The sequence below is a fragment of the Bradyrhizobium sp. DOA1 genome (assembly GCF_001593325.1).
Lineage (GTDB): Bacteria > Pseudomonadota > Alphaproteobacteria > Rhizobiales > Xanthobacteraceae > Bradyrhizobium.
In genome coordinates this window covers 23314-40280 of sequence record NZ_JXJM01000001.1, presented here as the reverse complement: position 1 = coordinate 40280, position 16967 = coordinate 23314, and the positions used below count along the sequence as shown (strand labels likewise).

The 16967-nt window shown below is 63.8% G+C and carries 14 protein-coding genes, 1 tRNA gene and 1 pseudogene; 10 read left to right on the top strand and 6 right to left on the bottom strand.

Annotated elements, in window-relative coordinates; translation table 11 throughout:
• Nucleotides 1-66 precede the first annotated feature (66 nt).
• From SE91_RS00190 to SE91_RS00180, 3 genes are all read right to left on the bottom strand, one after another.
• Nucleotides 67-3525 (bottom strand): outer membrane protein, encoded by a 3459-nt coding sequence (locus SE91_RS00190; protein ID WP_197489400.1) that lies wholly within the window; start codon nucleotides 3523-3525, stop codon nucleotides 67-69.
• Between the two features lie 137 nt (nucleotides 3526-3662).
• Nucleotides 3663-3739: transfer RNA gene (locus SE91_RS00185), tRNA-Met, on the bottom strand.
• A 520-nt stretch (nucleotides 3740-4259) separates the two neighbouring features.
• The gene (locus SE91_RS00180) at nucleotides 4260-5021 is read right to left on the bottom strand and encodes an SDR family NAD(P)-dependent oxidoreductase (protein ID WP_061846153.1); all 762 of its coding nucleotides are present in this window, start codon (nucleotides 5019-5021) and stop codon (nucleotides 4260-4262) included.
• 115 nt (nucleotides 5022-5136) lie between these two features.
• Here SE91_RS00180 and SE91_RS00175 point away from each other — a divergent pair, with 115 nt between their 5' ends.
• Both SE91_RS00175 and SE91_RS00170 read left to right on the top strand, forming a co-directional pair.
• Nucleotides 5137-5649 carry a CvpA family protein gene (locus SE91_RS00175; protein ID WP_061846152.1) on the top strand — a complete coding sequence of 171 codons (513 nt, stop codon included), beginning with the start codon at nucleotides 5137-5139 and terminating at the stop codon, nucleotides 5647-5649.
• 216 nt (nucleotides 5650-5865) lie between these two features.
• A complete protein-coding gene (locus SE91_RS00170) occupies nucleotides 5866-6648 on the top strand; it encodes an SDR family oxidoreductase (protein WP_008541526.1) in 783 nt (260 codons plus the stop codon).
• 177 nt (nucleotides 6649-6825) lie between these two features.
• Here SE91_RS00170 and SE91_RS00165 read toward each other — a convergent pair whose 3' ends face one another.
• Entirely contained in the window at nucleotides 6826-7302 is a 477-nt protein-coding gene (locus SE91_RS00165; RefSeq protein WP_061846151.1) for a DUF3775 domain-containing protein, read from the bottom strand.
• A 126-nt stretch (nucleotides 7303-7428) separates the two neighbouring features.
• Here SE91_RS00165 and SE91_RS00160 point away from each other — a divergent pair, with 126 nt between their 5' ends.
• The 8 genes from SE91_RS00160 to SE91_RS00125 all read left to right on the top strand — a co-directional run bounded on the left by SE91_RS00160 (nucleotide 7429) and on the right by SE91_RS00125 (nucleotide 15390).
• The gene (locus tag SE91_RS00160) at nucleotides 7429-8277 is read left to right on the top strand and encodes an MBL fold metallo-hydrolase (protein ID WP_061850840.1); all 849 of its coding nucleotides are present in this window, start codon (nucleotides 7429-7431) and stop codon (nucleotides 8275-8277) included.
• Between the two features lie 84 nt (nucleotides 8278-8361).
• Complete coding sequence (locus tag SE91_RS00155) at nucleotides 8362-9204, top strand: fumarylacetoacetate hydrolase family protein (RefSeq protein ID WP_061846150.1); 843 nt, start codon at nucleotides 8362-8364, stop codon at nucleotides 9202-9204.
• 150 nt (nucleotides 9205-9354) lie between these two features.
• On the top strand, nucleotides 9355-9966 hold the full coding sequence (locus SE91_RS00150) for a glutathione S-transferase family protein (protein WP_061846149.1): 612 nt from the start codon (nucleotides 9355-9357) through the stop codon (nucleotides 9964-9966).
• A gap of 14 nt (nucleotides 9967-9980) precedes the next feature.
• Complete coding sequence (locus SE91_RS00145; protein ID WP_061846148.1) at nucleotides 9981-10850, top strand: MBL fold metallo-hydrolase; 870 nt, start codon at nucleotides 9981-9983, stop codon at nucleotides 10848-10850.
• A 129-nt stretch (nucleotides 10851-10979) separates the two neighbouring features.
• Nucleotides 10980-12128, top strand: a complete 1149-nt coding sequence (locus SE91_RS00140; protein ID WP_061850839.1) for an alpha/beta hydrolase — start codon at nucleotides 10980-10982, stop codon at nucleotides 12126-12128.
• A gap of 65 nt (nucleotides 12129-12193) precedes the next feature.
• The gene (gene mbfA / locus SE91_RS00135; RefSeq protein ID WP_061846147.1) at nucleotides 12194-13165 is read left to right on the top strand and encodes an iron exporter MbfA; all 972 of its coding nucleotides are present in this window, start codon (nucleotides 12194-12196) and stop codon (nucleotides 13163-13165) included.
• Between the two features lie 203 nt (nucleotides 13166-13368).
• Entirely contained in the window at nucleotides 13369-14841 is a 1473-nt protein-coding gene (locus tag SE91_RS00130; protein WP_061846146.1) for an amidase, read from the top strand.
• 195 nt (nucleotides 14842-15036) lie between these two features.
• A complete protein-coding gene (locus tag SE91_RS00125) occupies nucleotides 15037-15390 on the top strand; it encodes a nuclear transport factor 2 family protein (RefSeq protein ID WP_060737236.1) in 354 nt (117 codons plus the stop codon).
• Between the two features lie 146 nt (nucleotides 15391-15536).
• Here the strand turns inward: SE91_RS00125 and SE91_RS00120 are convergent, their stop codons facing one another.
• Both SE91_RS00120 and SE91_RS00115 read right to left on the bottom strand, forming a co-directional pair.
• Nucleotides 15537-16625 carry a Zn-dependent alcohol dehydrogenase gene (locus SE91_RS00120; protein WP_061846145.1) on the bottom strand — a complete coding sequence of 363 codons (1089 nt, stop codon included), beginning with the start codon at nucleotides 16623-16625 and terminating at the stop codon, nucleotides 15537-15539.
• A gap of 91 nt (nucleotides 16626-16716) precedes the next feature.
• Nucleotides 16717-16967: pseudogene (locus SE91_RS00115) on the bottom strand (DNA alkylation response protein); the annotation flags it as partial.

Genomic DNA, 16967 nt, shown 5'->3' with positions numbered 1-16967 from the left:
GCATGATCCGGAAAAATGCAGTGCACTTTTCCGGATGATGACGATTCATCCTGTTCTCGTCGCACCTTAGTCGCAATAGCAGAACGCGTAGACTGCGCCGATCTTGGCAATGTGGAGGTCTGCGCTGGTCTTTCGCGACGTGCTGTCCGCGTTGGCCCTGAGAATGGTCGTGGCGCCCTGGATCTGCGTGCTCGAGCTGGTGCGCGTCTCGGCGCGGTCGATGTCGAAATGCAGGTAGCGATATTCGCCGCGCAGCGACCATCGCTGGGTCAGCTTGAACTCGCCGCCCGCGCCAGCCGTATAGCCCGCCACCCACTTGCCGTTGGGTCCGTTGACGCCGCCGGGGTCGGGAAAGGTGAAATGGCCGAGCGCCAAGCCGCCGACACCGTAGAGCATCAGCTTCGGGGTGACGAGATAGCCGGCCCGGCCGATCACGCCGACGTTCGAGCGCAATTGCTCACTGGCCTGCATCGCCGTCGGATTGACACTCGTGGTCACGACACCGTTGAGAACTTGACGGGTATTGCTCGTCTGCTCGCCGTTCATCTTGAAGGCAACATCCGAGAAGAGCGTGCCTTCGATCTGACCGCCGGCCACGATATTGCCGGCTCGCCAGTTGTAGCCTGCGAACAGATCGACCATCGAGCCCGTGGTGTCGCCGGCGGCACTGCCGCGGGTCGTCGTATTGCCGACGAAATCAGTCGTCTGCACCGCACCGGTGAAATTCTGCTGGGCAGAGTCGGCAGTCGAGGCCAGGATCTGTCGGGCACGGCCCGCGCCGGCAGCGAAATAGGCGCCGAGATAGGGGCCTGCCCAATGGTCGCTGGGGGCGCCAGGCAGCGCCGCCATGGCTGATCGCGGTCCTCCTTCACCGAACCTATAGACCATGCCGATCTTTCCGGTGTGGAAGTCGGCGTTGATCTGGCGAGTGGTGCTGTCGGTGGAGAGAGAGGTGCTGGAAGATCCGGTCGATTGCGTGCTCGATGCGAAGTTGCTGCCTTCGTTGCGGCCAAAGCCGTAATGCGCATAGCGATATTCGCCGCGCAGCGACCAGTTGCCTGTCAGCTTCACCTCGCCGCCGGCGCCCAACGTGTAGCCGGCCACCCACTTGCCGTTGGCGCCGCCGCTGCTGAAGTCCCCGTCAGCGTAAGTGAAATGTCCCAGCGCCAGGCCACCGAGGCCGTAGAGCAGCACGTTCGGCGTCACCAGATATCCGGCCCGGCCGATGACGCCGACGTTCGAACGCAGTTGCTGCTGGGTCCGGTTGCCGGCCGTTTGCGAGCCTGAAGACGTCGAGGTGACGGCTCCGTTCGAGGTGTCAACCGAGGTGAATGTGTGAGGGCCGATGGTCTTGAACGTCACGTCGGAAAAGACCGAGCCTTCGATCTGCCCGCCGGCCACGACACTTCCGGCGCGCCAATTGTAGCCGGCGAAGAGATCGACCATCGAACCCGTCACGTCGCCGACGGGACGGCCGTTCGTCGATTGGGTGCTGGTGGACGTCGTGGTCCCGACGATGGTGATCGTGCTGGTGCTGGTGTTGTTCGTCGCGATGGTTTCCGCGGCACGTCCGGCGCCGGCACCGAAATAGGCGCCGATATAAGGTCCCGCCCAGCCGTCGTTCCAGGCCGGGCCCGGCAGTGCCGCCATTGCCGACCGCGTTCCTGACGCGCCGAATTGATAAACCAGTCCGATCTTGCCGACGTGGAAATCGGCGTCGATATGCCGCCCGTTGACGGTGCTGTTGGTGGACGTGGTGGTGCCGCCACCCGATACGGATGTCTGCGAGCTACCCGTCGGCTCGTTGCGGTCATATCCGAAATGCATGTAGCGGTATTCACCGCGCAGCGACCAGCTGTCCGTCAGCTTGACCTCGCCGCCCGCGCCCGCGACGTAACCAGCCACCCATTTGCCGTTCTTGCCGCCGACGCGGACTTCCGAGTCGGGATAGTTGTCGGGATAGGTCAGATGCCCCAGCGCGAGGCCGCCCAGGCCATACAGCAGTACATTCGGCGTCACCAGATAACCGGCCCGGCCGATCACGCCGACGTTCGAGCGCAACTGCTGCCGGTCCTCGATGCTGTTCGTCCCTGAGCTTGTCGAGGTGACGACGCCGTTGTTGGTCGAAACCGAGCTGTATGCCTCGTTGCCGACCGTCTTCGTGGTGACATCACTGAACAGGGTGCCTTCGACCTGTCCGCCAAGTACGACATTGCCCGTTCGCCAGTTGTAGCCCGCGAACAAATCGACCATCGAACCGGTCATATCGCCGGCGAGATTGCCGAATCCTGATTGCGTGAACGCCGACGTCCCGCCGACAGTGCTGACACTGCCTTCGTCGTCGATTCTCGTGGAGGTCTGTCTTGCGCGCCCGGCGCCGGCACCGAAGTAAGCACCAATATAGGGTCCGGCCCAGCTGTCACCCCAGGCGCTAGCGAATGAAGGCCCGCGTCCCGCCGGCGGTATCGCCGCCATCGCGGACAGCGGCCCGGAATCACCGAATTGGTAGACCAGACCGATCTTGGCCAGGTGGAAATCGGCATTCGTCCGTGTCGAGGAAGATTCGCTGCTGGTCGAGATAAACGTGGTTGCGCCAGTCGCCGAGCTGGCCGTTGAGTTGGTGGCTGCGCTCCGGTTGAAGCCGAAATTCAGGTACCGGTATTCGCCGCGCAGCGACCAGTTTCCGGTCAGCTTCAACTCGCCGCCGGCGCCGACCGTGTAGCCGGCCACCCACTTGTTGTTGCCGCCGCCGAAAGGGTCGGCGCTGTCGGCAAAGGTGAAGTGACCGAGCTCCAGGCCGCCGAGGCCATACAGCAGCAGGTCCGGACGCGCGAGAAAACCGAGCCGGCCGATCAGACCGACCCGCGAGCGCAGCTGCTGGTTGCTCTGCACGGTCGCCGTGCCGGCAGTCGTCGAGGTCACCGCACCGAGCAGCACGTTGGTGCTGACGCTGTTGAACGTCTGGTTGCCGAACGGCTTCAAGGCGACATCGGAAAAGACCGTGCCTTCAACCTGCCCGCCGGCAACGATATTCCCGGTTTGCCAATTATACCCCGCGAACAGGTCGACCATCGAACCGGTCACGTCGCCCGAAAGATTGCTCGCAGTCGTCCCGACCAAGGTCGAGTTCGACGTCACCACGCCGGCGTTGGTCGAGAGTGAGCTGTTGGCGAAACTGCCAGTCGAGGAGTCCGTCACATGTCCAGCACCCGCACCGAAATAAGCGCCGATATAGGGCCCGGCCCAGCTGTTGACCCAGGCCGGTCGGGGTGGCGCCTTCACAGTCAGGTCGGCGGCTAGAGCTCCGGCAGAAACCATGATCGAGGCGCCAGCCAACGAAGCGCCCGTCAGTGATGTCAGCTTTTTCACCCCAACCCCCAATTCCAATTCCAAATTCCAGAACAAGAAAATGTTACCGGAAGAGCAAATGAAAAGCCGTTGCGCGCATACAACAAGTTCGACATTCCGGAGTCGAAGCCGACCTAAGTTATTGATATTTATATGAAATGCGTCAGGTTGTCGCACTTGGAAGATGCAACTTGATCCTGCACAGCGCGACAACATTGTCGCGCGAGGCCGCATCAGCTCGGCGCCTCATCCCAAAACAAAAATGGCCCGCATCAAGCGGGCCATTTTCGTATCGGATCCGGTCAATCCGAATTTGGTTGCGGGGATAGGATTTGAACCTATGACCTTCAGGTTATGAGCCTGACGAGCTACCGGGCTGCTCCACCCCGCGTTAAACACGTGCACGCCTTCTGTTAAATCTCGGGGACGGTGGGTTGAGGCCTACGCTGGTGGCGTGGCTTGCCTCATTCGTCCCAAAGGCTTCCTTGGAAGGCAACCCCGGGGCCAAGCCCGTCGGGTGCGGGGCGTATGTATCAAGATGGGCTCCCTTTGGAAAGGGCTGCGGGCACGTTTTTTTCGACTTTATGACAGGCGGATGGACCGATTTTGGGTCCGCTTGGCGCGCACTTGCGGGGAGTTCCGCCAAGGGCCGCTGGGCCGCAAGAAAACCAGGGGCGGACGCCCATTGAGGGGATCGCCGTGGACCCTGCCCCGGGTCGCAGCTTGGACCAATCCTCGACACGCTCCCCGCTTGGAATGCTGGAGGATGCCTCCGCACCATGGCCGCGCGTTCTGCAGTAGCGCAAGGCCGGCGCGTCATTCTCCGCTGTCATCCCGGACCGGCGCGCACTTTGGACGCGCTTGTCCGGGACGACGTCGAGTGAAAACCGCCTGTTGGGCGCGGGAGAAAATCAATTCAACAAGAACCCGCCGTCCACCGTCACCACGCTCCCCGTCATGTACCGCGACGCGTTCGAGGCCAGCAGCAGGATCGCGCCGTCGAGATCGGATTCGGCGCCGACGCGGCGCTGGGGGATGCGCTTGGCCAGGCGCTCGCCTGCGGGCGTCGACCAGAAGGCGTGGTTCATCTCGGTGTCGATGTAGCCGGGCGCCAGCGCATTGATGCGGATGTTCTGGCCCGCAAGCTCGAGCGCCATCGCTTTCGTGGCCTGGAGGATGCCGGCCTTGGAGATCGCGTAAGGCGAGACCGCCTTGAGCACGCCGGTGCCGAGCACGGAGGCGATGTTGACGATGTTGCCGTGCTGCCCGCGCGCGATCATGCGCCGCGCCACTTCCGTCGCGAGGAAATAGGCGCCCTTGAGATTGGCGCCGATCACGGCGTCCCAATCAGCCTCGGTCTGCTCGGTCGCGAGCTTCTCGATGGCGATGCCCGCATTGTTGATCAGCACCGTGACCGGGCCGAGCGCGGCTTCCACGGCATCGACGGCCTTCGCGATCGAGGCGGTGTCGGTGACGTCGAGCGCGATTGCGGCGGCGCGGCCGCCTTTGCCGCGGATTTCCTCTTCAAGGCCCCTCAGCTTCTCGGTCTGGCGCGCGGCGAGCGCGACGGATGCACCATGGGCCGCCAGCACCCGGGCAAATTGCCGCCCCAGTCCCTGGCTCGCGCCGGTGACGAGGATGTTTTCTTCACTGACGTCGAATAGGTCTGACATGACGTATTCCTTGCGCGTGTCCTGAGCTTTGGAGCCATCAATACAGACGATTTTAGCGATCTGAAACCGGAATGATCGGTTCGGCGTTCATTCGTTCCGTCGCGGCAGGGCTCCCATGAACAGCTTCGATCTTGCGGTCTATTCGGCACTCGCCATCGCGGTCGGCCTCGGTTTCAGGACCGGCCTGCTGCGCAGCGCCATGACGATCCTCGCCTATCTCCTCGCCGCGCCGATGGCAGTGACGTTGATGCCGCTAATCGTGCCGCAGATCGCGGCCAACCCGAATCCACCGCTGCTGCAGAATTGGATCTGGTTCTTCGCCATCTTCGTTGTGGTCGGCATGCTGCTAGGCCATATCGGCCGCGTCGCGCTGAACGACACCGTTGGCGAGGCCGGCATCGGCGACCGGCTCGGCGGCGCGGCGCTCGGCGCGGCCAGGGTCGGCCTCGTCGCCACCACGCTGGTGCTGGTGTTCGACCAGATCGTGCCGGTCAGCCACCAGCCGCCGTTCCTGGCGGGCTCGCATCTGCGGCCGCTGTTCTCGGCGGCGGGACAGATGGGCTTCAAGTCGCTGCCGCCGGACGCCGCGGCCGCCATCGACCGCCTCAAGCGGGAGCGCCGCATCTGAGCGCGATGAGATCGCACCTCATGTTTTCGCATGATCTTTTCGGAAAACCGCTGCGCACTTTCGCTACGCGTCCTTCGGGTCCGGATCATGCATGCTCATTTGCATCGCGGCGCGGACGCGCATGCATTTTGGTGCGAGCCCATCCCTTACCAGCGGCCGCGATGTTGGCTAGAGTAGCTGCATCCAAACCTGCCTGACATTTACGGGAGTGAAACAGTGGATCTTGGGATCAAAGGTCGCCGCGCCATCGTCTGTGCATCCAGCAAGGGCCTCGGGCGCGCCTGCGCCATCTCGCTGGCGGAGGCCGGCGTTCACGTCACGCTGACTGCGCGCGGCGCCGAAGCCCTGAAGAAGACGGCCGACGAGATCCGTAAAGCCTATCCTGACGTCACCGTCACCGAGATCGTCGGCGACATCACGACGCCCGCTGGGCGCGATGCCGTGCTGAAGGCCTGCCCCGATCCCGACATCCTCATCAACAATGCCGGCGGCCCGCCGCCCGGCGATTTCCGCAACTGGACGCGCGACGACTGGATCAAGGCGATCGACGCCAACATGCTCACCCCGATCGAGCTGATCAAGTCCACGGTGGACGGCATGATGGCGCGCAAGTTCGGCCGCATCGTCAACATCACCTCGGCGGCGGTGAAGGCGCCGATCGACATTCTCGGCCTTTCCAACGGCGCGCGCGCCGGCCTCACCGGCTTCATCGCCGGCCTGTCGCGCAAGACCGTGATCAACAACGTCACCATCAACGGCCTCTTGCCCGGCCCGTTCGAGACCGATCGTCTGACCGGCACAGCCAAGGCCGAAGCGGACAAACGCGGCGTCACGCCGCAGCAGATCCTGACCGAGCGCGCCAAGCTCAACCCCGCCGGCCGCTTCGGCCAGCCCGACGAGTTCGGCTATGCCTGCGCCTTCCTGTGCGGCGCCAAGGCCGGCTTCATCACGGGGCAGAACATCCTGCTGGATGGCGGCGCGTTCCCCGGGACGTTGTGAGTCATCAGCGCATCCGCAACTGCGCAATCTACGGAAGATCGTCATGCCCGGGCTTGTCCCGGGCATCCACGTTCTTTTGACTGTGCAGGACGACGTGGATGGCCGGGTCAAGCCCGGCCATGACGATGTGGAGGTGTCGGGGCGCGATGAATTCGAGCTCGCCGCGAGGCCCGGCACTCACCGCTGCTTCGTCGGCTCGTCTTCGTCCTGCTGGCTCGGAGCGGAGGAATCGGCCGTCGTGCGTTCGTCGGTCCAGTCGATGCCGAATTCTTCGAGCCCGTCGGCGAGCAGGTCACCTAGCATAGGTTCGCCGAGCAGATAGTGCACGGTCTCGCGGCGCGGGCTGTGATACTCGCTCCTCGCCTCCACGGCCCGGGCGCGCAGATCATTCCAATCGTCGATCGTGCCCTCACCGCGACCGAGCCAGGTCAGCGCGACGAGATCGAGCTGCTCGTCCTCGTTCAACGCGATCATGAAGCTGCCGAGCTCGTTGACGACGGGATCGGAGCCGTCGTCATCGAGGACGTCCATCATATCGTCGTCGGCCGCGTTCGAGCCGGAATCGGGATCGGACGCCCCCTCTTTGACGTCGAATTGACGCGCCTTCTCGATGATGAAGGCGACCTTCTCCGCGGAAATCGCAAGCTCTGGCATGGCTTCCTCTTCGACTCTTTTCCGGTTCCCCGCGATAACGCCACATCACCGCAGATGATCCATTGCGCTCGCTGGCAGAAAGCGTGCATGTTCCAGCGCAAGAGCAAGAACACAGGGAGGCGCCGGATGCAGTGGAAGGTCGGCAAGGTCAAGATCACGAAATTTGTCGAAATGGAGACGGTCGGTTCGACCCGTTTCATCCTGCCGGCCGCGACCAACGACGAGATCCAGAAGCTGCCCTGGCTGATCCCGCATTTCGCCACTGAAGAAGGCCGGCTGAAAATGTCGATCCATTCGCTGGTGGTGGAGACACCTTCGCGCCGGATCGTGGTGGACACCGGTCTTGGCAACGACAAGCAGGGCCGCGGCGTCCCCACCTGGAACAACCGCAGCACGCCGTTCCTGGAGACCATGACCGCGGCGGGGTTTCCGCCTGACAGCATCGACACCGTCCTGTGCACGCATCTTCACGTCGACCATGTCGGCTGGAATACGCGACTGGTCGACGGCCGATGGGTGCCGACCTTCCCGAAGGCGCGCTACGTCTTCGGCAAGATCGAATATGAGCACTGGCGTGATTACACGGCCGAGCCGGACAAGGTCGCGGTGTTCAATGATTCCGTGAAGCCGGTGGTCGATGCCGACCAGGCCGAGCTCGTCCAGAGCGACCAGCGGCTCTGCGAGGAGATCAAGCTGATCCCAACCCCAGGTCACAGTCCGGGACATATGAGCGTCCTGATCGAGTCCGATGGCGAGCAGGCGCTTCTGACCGGCGACGTTGCCCATCATCCCTGCCAGATGGCGCATCTCGACTGGTGCTCGACGGTGGATACCGACCCCGCGCAATCGGCGGCAAGCCGGCACGCATTGTTCTCGCGGTTTGCCAACACGCCGACGCTGGTGATCGGCGGTCATTATTCGGCCGGGCATATCAAGCGCGACGGTGACGCGTTCAGGTTCGTGGCGCTGGGGTGATCCCCGTTTTGGGCGGTTGAATTTCCCGTCGCCCTGTTCCATGAAGCTGTTAACCGATCGGTCCATTCCCAGGGAGAAACGAGAATGAAGCTTGTTCGTTATGGCGAGAAGGGTGCGGAGAAGCCCGGCCTGATCGACAAATCCGGCCAGTTGCGCGATCTGTCGGCGCATGTGAAGGACCTCACCGGCGAAGCCTATTCGCCTGATACCCTGAAGAAGCTGGCCGCCATCGATCCTGCCTCGCTGCCGGCCGTTTCCGGCAAGCCCCGCTTCGGCGCTCCGGTCACCGGTATCTCGAAATTCGTCGCCATCGGCCTCAATTACAGCGACCACGCCAAGGAGACGGGCGCTGCGATCCCGACCGAGCCGATCATCTTCATGAAGGCGAACACTTCGCTGTCCGGGCCGAACGACGCGGTCGAGAAGCCGCGCGGTTCGACCAAGCTCGACTGGGAGGTCGAGATCGCCGCGATCATCGGCACGCGCGCCAAATATGTCTCGGAGGCCGACGCGCTGAACTACGTCGCCGGCTATTGCGTCTGCAACGACGTGTCCGAGCGCCACTTCCAGACCGAGCGCCTGGGCCAGTGGACCAAGGGCAAGTCGCACGACACGTTCGGCCCGCTCGGGCCGTGGCTCGCCACCAAGGACGAGATCAAGGACGTGCAGGATCTGTCGATGTGGCTCGACGTCAACGGCCAGCGTCGCCAGACCGGCTCGACCAAGACCATGATCTTCTCCATGGCCAAGTGCGTCTCCTACGTCTCGCAGTTCATGACGCTGCTGCCGGGCGACATCATCACGACAGGCACCCCGCCCGGCGTCGGCCTCGGCATGAAGCCGCCGACCTTCCTCAATGTCGGCGACGTCGTCACGCTCGGCATCGAAGGCCTTGGCGAGCAGCGCCAGGAGATCATCGCGGCGTAAGGCGCGCGCGTCACACTCCGTCGTCATGCTCGGGCTTGACCCGGGCATCCACGTCTTACGGTGCGGATTGCGGAACGACGTGGATGGCCGGGTCAAGCCCGGCCATGACGGATGAGAGAGCTGTCGTTAAGTCATCGTAGGATACCTTCAATGAAACTCACCTTCTCCCCCGCCTCGCCTTTTGCCCGCAAGGTGCGCATCGCCGCGATCGAGCTCGGGCTGATCGACAAGATCGAGCTCGTGCCCGCGACCGTCGCGCCGGGCACGGCCAACGAGGACTATTCGAAGATCACCCCGCTGAAGAAGTTGCCGGTGCTGATCACCAATGACGGCGACGTCATTTTGGACTCCTACGTCATCGTCGAATATCTCAACGAGCTCGCCGGCGGCAGCCTGGTGCCGGATTACGGCCCGCGGCGCTGGAAGACGAAGACCAATCACTCGCTGATCAACGGCATGCTCGATTCCATGCTGCTGTGTCGCTACGAGAAGATGGTGCGGCCGCAGGGCCTGCAATGGCAGGCTTGGTCGGACGACCATTGGAACAGGGCCTGGACCGGCATGGCGCGCTTCGAGAACATGCCCGAGGTGCTGAACGGCCCGTTCGACATCTCGCAGATCGGTCTCGTCTGCGTGCTCGGCTATGCCGACTTCCGCTTCGCCGATTGCGGCTGGCGCAAGGCCTATCCGAAGCTCGACGCCTTCCACCAGAAGATGCTGGAGCGGCCCTCGGTGAAGATCTCGGTGCCTCCAGCCGCATAGCAGCGGAGTTCCTCATGAGCCTCAAATACTCGGTCGGCGATCTCACCATCCATCGCGTCATCGAGCAGGAAACCTCGTTCGTCCCGGCACTGGAGATGCTGCCGGGGCTGACACCGGAAGTGCTGGCCGAGAACCGGGCCTGGATGCGTGAGGCGAAGGCGCTGGACGAGCATGACGTGCTGCTGCTGTGCTTCCAGTCCTACGTGGTGAAGACGCCGCACCACACCATTTTGATCGACAGCTGCATCGGCAACGACAAGCCGCGACCGCAGCGGCCGAAATGGAACATGAAGACCGACGACACCTATTTAACCGGCCTCAAGGCCGCAGGGTTCTCGGTCGATGACATCGACTTCGTGATGTGTACGCATCTGCATGTCGACCATGTCGGCTGGAATACGCGGCTGGAAAACGGCCGCTGGGTGCCGACCTTCCCCAAGGCGCGCTATCTATTCGCCAAGCAGGAATTCGATCACTGGTTCGCCCAGAACGCGAAGGCGGAGGTGCCACCCTTCGCCGATAGCGTGCTGCCGGTGGTCGAGGCCAAGCGCCATGAGCTCGTCGGCAACGACCACCAGCTCGGCGATCACGTGCGCATCCTGCCGACCCCCGGCCACACGCCGGGCCATATCGCCATCACGATGGGCCGTGGCAAGGACGATGCGGTGTTCTCCGGCGATCTCATGCATTCGCCGCTTCAGACGCTCTATCCGGAGCTGTCGATCAAGTTCGACGTCGATCCGCCCGCAGCAGCAAAAACGCGCCGCAGTTTTCTCGAGCGCTATTGTGACACCGATACGCTGTGCTGCACCGCGCATTTCCCCTCGCCGTCGGTCGGGAAGATCAAGCGCAAGGGCCACGCATTCGTCTGCGCGGCGGTGTGACTAAGACACCGCACCTGTAGGGTGGGCAAAGCGAAGCGTGCCCACCATACCAGGCTGTTGTGGGAGATCGGTGGGCACGGCGCTTTGCGCCTTTGCCCACCCTACAATACTGCCCGAGTGGAGAACACCATGACCGATCTCCCCGAAATCCCCCTGCCCGCCGGCATTCGCTCGCGTTACGTCGAGGGCATCAACGGCTTGCGGATGCATGTGCTGGAGGCCGGCTTCGAAACCAAAGAGCGGCCCTGTATCCTGTTGCTCCACGGCTTTCCCGAGCTCGCCTTCTCCTGGCGCAAGGTGATGCCGGCACTCGCCGCCGCCGGCTATCACGTGATCGCGCCGGACCAGCGCGGCTATGGCCGCACGACGGGATGGAGCGCCGAGTATGACGACGATCTCACCCCCTTCTCGCTCTTGAATCTGGTGCGCGACGCGCTCGCCCTGGTGTCGGCGTTCGGCTACAGGCAGGTCGATCTGGCCGGGCACGATTTCGGCAGCCCGGTCGCGGCCTGGTGCGCACTGATCCGGCCCGATGTGTTTCGTTCGGTCACGATGATGAGCGCGCCCTTCGGCGGACCACCGGCGCTGCCGTTCGACACGGTCGACCGTCCGTCGAAGCCCGCGGTGGAAGATCCCGTTCATCGCGAGCTCGCCGCGCTGCCGCGTCCGCGAAAGCACTATCAATGGTACTATTCGACACGCCAGGCCAATGCCGAGATGCAGCAGGCCCCGCAGGGCCTGCATGATTTCCTGCGCGCCTATTATCATCACAAGAGTGCGGACTGGACCGACAACAAGCCTTATCCGCTGAAGTCATGGTCCGCAGGCGAGCTGGCAAAGCTGCCGACCTACTACGTCATGGACTTGAATGAGACCATGGCCGAAACGGTCTCGAAGGAGATGCCCTCGCCCGCTGCGATCGCCGCCAATCAATGGCTGCCGGACAGCGATCTCGCCTATTACGCCGCGGAATATGGCCGCACCGGATTCCAGGGCGGGCTGCAATGGTATCGCTACGGCACGTCGGGCATGCTCAACAACGAGATGCAATTGTTCGCCGGGCGAAGCATCGACGTGCCCTCCTGCTTCATCTCGGGCAAGCAGGATTGGGGCACCTACCAGCGCCCGGGCGTGTACGAAGCAATGCAGGGACGCGGCTGCACGAAGATGCTCGGCTGCCATCTCGTCGACGGCGCCGGTCATTGGGTGCAGCAGGAACAGCCGGCCGAGGTGAGCAGGTTGCTGCTGGAGTTTCTCGCCAAGACTTGCACCGGCTGATTTGACCGGGGAACGAGGGCACCCTATATAGTTTAGAATAATTCTAAACTTGTGCCAGGGCCGCCGTGAAGAGTTTTTCCGAGCTGACCGAGCGCGAGGTGCTTGCGGTCGCGATCTCCTCCGAGGAGGAGGACAGCCGCATCTACATGACCTTCGCCGAAGATCTGCGGGAGCGCTATCCGGACACGGCCAGGATCTTCGAGCAGATGGCCGAGGAGGAGCGCGGCCATCGGCATCGCCTCCTCCAGCTCTACGAGCAGCGTTTTGGCCCACACCTGCCGCCGATCCGCCGCGACGACGTCAAAGGCTTCTTGCGCCGGCGCCCGATCTGGCTGACCAAGAACCTGCCGCTCGACACCATCCGGAAAGAGGTCGAGACCATGGAGCTCGAGGCCGAGCGCTTCTACGCGCGCGCCGCCGAGCAGGCCGAGGATGTCAGCGTGCGCCGCCTGCTCGGCGATCTCGCCGAGGAAGAGAAGCATCATGAGCACCGCGCGATCGCGCTCACCGACGAGATCTTGAAGCCTGACGTGCGCGCCGAGGAAGACCGCACGCGGCGGCGGATGTTCGTGCTGCAGTATGTGCAGCCCGGGCTCGCCGGGCTGATGGACGGATCGGTCTCGACGCTGGCGCCGCTGTTTGCCGCGGCCTTCGCCACGCACCAGAACTGGCAGACCTTCCTGGTGGGCCTTGCCGCCTCGATCGGCGCCGGCATCAGCATGGGCTTTGCGGAAGCGCTGTCCGACGATGGTTCGCTCACCGGGCGCGGCTCGCCTTGGCTGCGCGGCCTCACCTGCGGCGCGATGACGACGCTCGGCGGCCTCGGCCACACCGCGCCTTATTTGGTACCCGACAGCTGGGCCAACGCATTCTGGATCGCGACCGCAATCGCCTGCGTCGTCGTGTTCTTCGAATTGTGGGCGATCGCCTTCATCCGCTCGCGCTACATGGACACGCCGTTCCTCCAGGCCGTGTTCCAGATCGTGCTCGGCGGCGCCATCGTGCTGGCGGTGGGGATCGTGATCGGGGCGGCGTAGCAACCTCATACTCGCTGTCATGCCCCGGCCTGATGTTTAGACCGGACAGATCACTGACAGGTGTTCGGAGACATAGCTGACACATAAAATGGGCTGGACCTTCCCGGTGAGTCACCGGCAGCACATCAATCGCGATCAAACACCCGTTGCGGCATCCGGCCAAACTGCGCATCATCTTGGATAATAAGAACAGGAGACGTGCAGTGGCCGGATCGCAATGGAGTTTCGAGAGCGCCGTCGAGCTGTCGACTGCGCTGACGGCAAAGAAGGTTTCCGCGGTCGAGCTCACCCGGGACGCGATCGGCCGCATCGAACGGCACGACGGCAGAATCAACGCGATCTGCGTGCGCGATTTCGATCGCGCGCTCGCTGCAGCACGCGAGGCGGATGTCGCACTGGCGCGCGGCGAGCGCAAGCCGCTGCTCGGCCTACCCTTGACGATCAAGGAATCCTTCAACGTCGCCGGCCTTCCGACGACCTGGGGATTCGTCCCGCAGAAGAACTTCAAGCCTGCCGAAGATGCGCTGCCGGTGGCGCGCATCAAGCAGGCTGGTGGCGTGATCCTCGGCAAGACCAACGTCCCGGTCGGCCTCGGCGATTGGCAGAGCTACAACGACATCTACGGCACCACGAACAACCCCTATGACCTCGGCCGCACGCCGGGGGGATCGTCCGGGGGATCGTCGGCGGCCCTCGCCGCGGGCTATTGCGCGCTCGCCACCGGCTCCGACATCGGCGGCTCGCTGCGCGTGCCGGCGTTTCATTGCGGCATCTTCGCCCACAAGCCGACCATCAATCTCTGCGCAGCGCGCGGCGAGACGCCGCCGCCGTTTCCGGCCATTCCGCGCGAGGGCGATCTCGCCGTCATCGGTCCGATGGCGCGCACGGCAGCGGATCTGTCTCTGCTGCTCGACGTCATGGCTGGACCGGATCCGCTCGAAGCCGGGGTCGCCTACAAGCTCGATCTGCCGGCGGCACGGCATCAGTCACTGCGGGATTTCCGTGTTCTCTTGATCGAGAGCCACCCGCTGCTGCCGACCGACCGGGACGTGCGCGGCGCAATCGACAAACTCGCGACCGATCTTTCGAAGGCCGGCGTGGCGGTCGCGCGCGAGAGCCCGCTGCTGCCGGACTTCGCCGAGACGTCCCGGCTGTACATGCGCATGCTGCTGGGCTTTCTCGGCGCGTTCTTCCTGCCGGAGGAGCTTGCGGACGTGCAGGCCCGGGCGAGCCAATTGTCGCCCGAGGACCGCAGCCTCAGTGCGGAGCGCCTGCGGGGCGCGACCGAAAGCCACCGCGCCTGGGTGCTCGACGCCGGTGCCCGCGCCGGCCTGCGCGCGCAATGGCGCGCGCTGTTCAAGAATTTCGATGCGGTGATCTGCCCGATCATGCCAACGCCGGCGTTTCCGCATGATCATTCGCCAGAGCAGCGCCTGCGAACGATCGGCATCGACGGCAAGGACTATCCCTATTCCGACCAACTCGCCTGGCCGGGCATTGCGACGCTTCCGGGCCTGCCGGCAACGGCCGTTCCGCTCGGCCTGTCGAAGGACGGCCTGCCGATCGGCGTGCAGATCGTCGGCCCCTTTCTCGAGGACAGGACGCCGCTCAAGCTTGCCGAGCTGATCGAGCGCGAATTCGGCGGATTCGTGCCGCCGCCTATGTTTGACGATTAGCGCTCGCCCACGCGTCATTGCGAGGAGCCCGCGACAAAATTGCGAAGCAATTTTGCGCTGGTGCGACGAAGCAATCCAGACAGCATCCGCGGAGACATTTCTGGATTGCTTCGCTACGCTCGCAATGACGGGTCAAGCAACATAGAGATTGCGGATACGCGCTTCGCGCCCCGGAATAACAGGAGGAGGAACACCATGAGCGACGACCTCGAGCGGCTCACCGCGCTCAACCACGACTATGTCGCCGCCGTGCAGAATTGCGACGTCAAGCGCTTCGACGAGATCCTGGCGCCGGAGTTCTACTGCTCGAATCCGGACAAGACGCTTGTGAACCGCGCCGCCTTCCTGGAGCAGACGGCGCGGCCGATCGCGATCCGCAATCTGCACGCGCACGACGTCAATATCCGCATCATGGGTGACTTCGCCATCATCCACGCCGCAACGAGCTATACGACGGCCGATGGCCAGCAGGCGACGGGGCGGTACACCGATTGCTGGGCCAAGCAGAACGGCAGATGGCTCGCGGTGTCCGCGCACGTGTCGCGGTGAGTCGAGCATATTGCCTCCGAACCTTCGCTGTCATGCCCCGGCTTGACCGGCGCATCCAGTACTCCGCGGCGGCATTTGTGCCAACGAACTACTGCCGCGGCGTACTGGATCGCCCGCCTGCGCGGGCGATGACGCCGTCAGTGTGGTCAGCTATCGAACATGATCACGCTGCGCAGCGTCTTGCCGGCCTTCATGTTGGCGAAGCCTTCGTTGATCTCGCTCAGCTTCAGCTTGGCCGAGATCCAGTCCTCCAGGTGCAGCCGGCCGCGCAGGTAGAAATCGACCAGGCGCGGCATGTCGACGCGAAAGTGGTTCGAGCCCATCGAGGAGCCCTGGATTTTGCGCTCGCGCAGAAAGTCGAAGCCATGCAGCTCGATCTTCTGCCCGAACGGGATCATGCCGACGATGGTGGCGGTGCCGCCGGACGTCAGCATGCCGAAGGCCTGCTCGGCGGTCTCCTTGCGGCCGAGCACCTCGAAGGAATGATGCACGCCGCCATTGGTGAGATCGCGCACCTGCTTGACGACGTCGCCATCGGCAGGATTGATGATGTCGGTCGCGCCCAGCTTGGTCGCGAGCTGGAGCTTGGCCGGATTGGTATCGATGGCGATGATGCGGCCGGCGCCGGCGATCTGCGCGCCGTTGATCGCGGCCATGCCGACGCCGCCGCAGCCGATCACCGCCACGGTCTCGCCGGCCGTCACCTTGGCCGTATTCACCACCGCGCCGTAGCCGGTGATAACGCCGCAGCCGATCAGGGCGGCGAGATCGAGCGGCATTTCTTTACGGATCTTCACGATGGCGTTCTCGTGCACCAGCATCTGCTCGGCGAAGGAGGACAGATTGAGGAACTGGTGCAGCTTCTCGGGCCTCGACCACTGCATCCGGTTCGAGACGCCCGGCATCATCTTCACCGTGGTGTCGGTGCAGAGCACGGTGCGGCCCGTGGTGCAGTTGTCGCAGGTGCCGCAGAATACCGAGAGGCAGGTGACGACATGATCGCCGGGCTTGACGTAAGTGACGTCGGAGCCGACTTGCTCGACCACGCCGGCGGATTCGTGCCCGAGCACCGCGGGCAACGGATGCGGATAGAGCCCCTCCATGAAATGCAGATCGGAGTGGCAGAGGCCGGCGACCGCGGTGCGGATCAAGACCTCGCGTGGGCCCGGCTTCGGCAGGCTGATGTCCTCGATGACGAGCGGTTGGTTGACTTCATGGAGGACGGCGGCCTTCATCGGTGTTTCCTCGGTGTTTTTGTTTCGTTGGTCGTCCGCTCGGCACCTCTCCCCATGGGAGAGGTGGACTGCGGTCGCGGCAGCAGCGAGCCTACGCCGCCAGAACCAGTTCGCCAACCTGGCTCATGCCGGCTGAGCTGTCGCCAAGCAGCAGTGCGGCGATCTTGGCCTGCACGGGATTTTCCGTCAGCCGGAACGGATCACCCGGCGACACGCGATGGTCGACCACGAGACGCGACAGCAGCAGCCGGCGCGCATCGCCGCGCATGTCGTGGATGCGGTGCGCCTCCCAGGCGAGCGCGACCGCGCTTGCGACGTGATAGAGCAGGCTGGTGGCGCGCC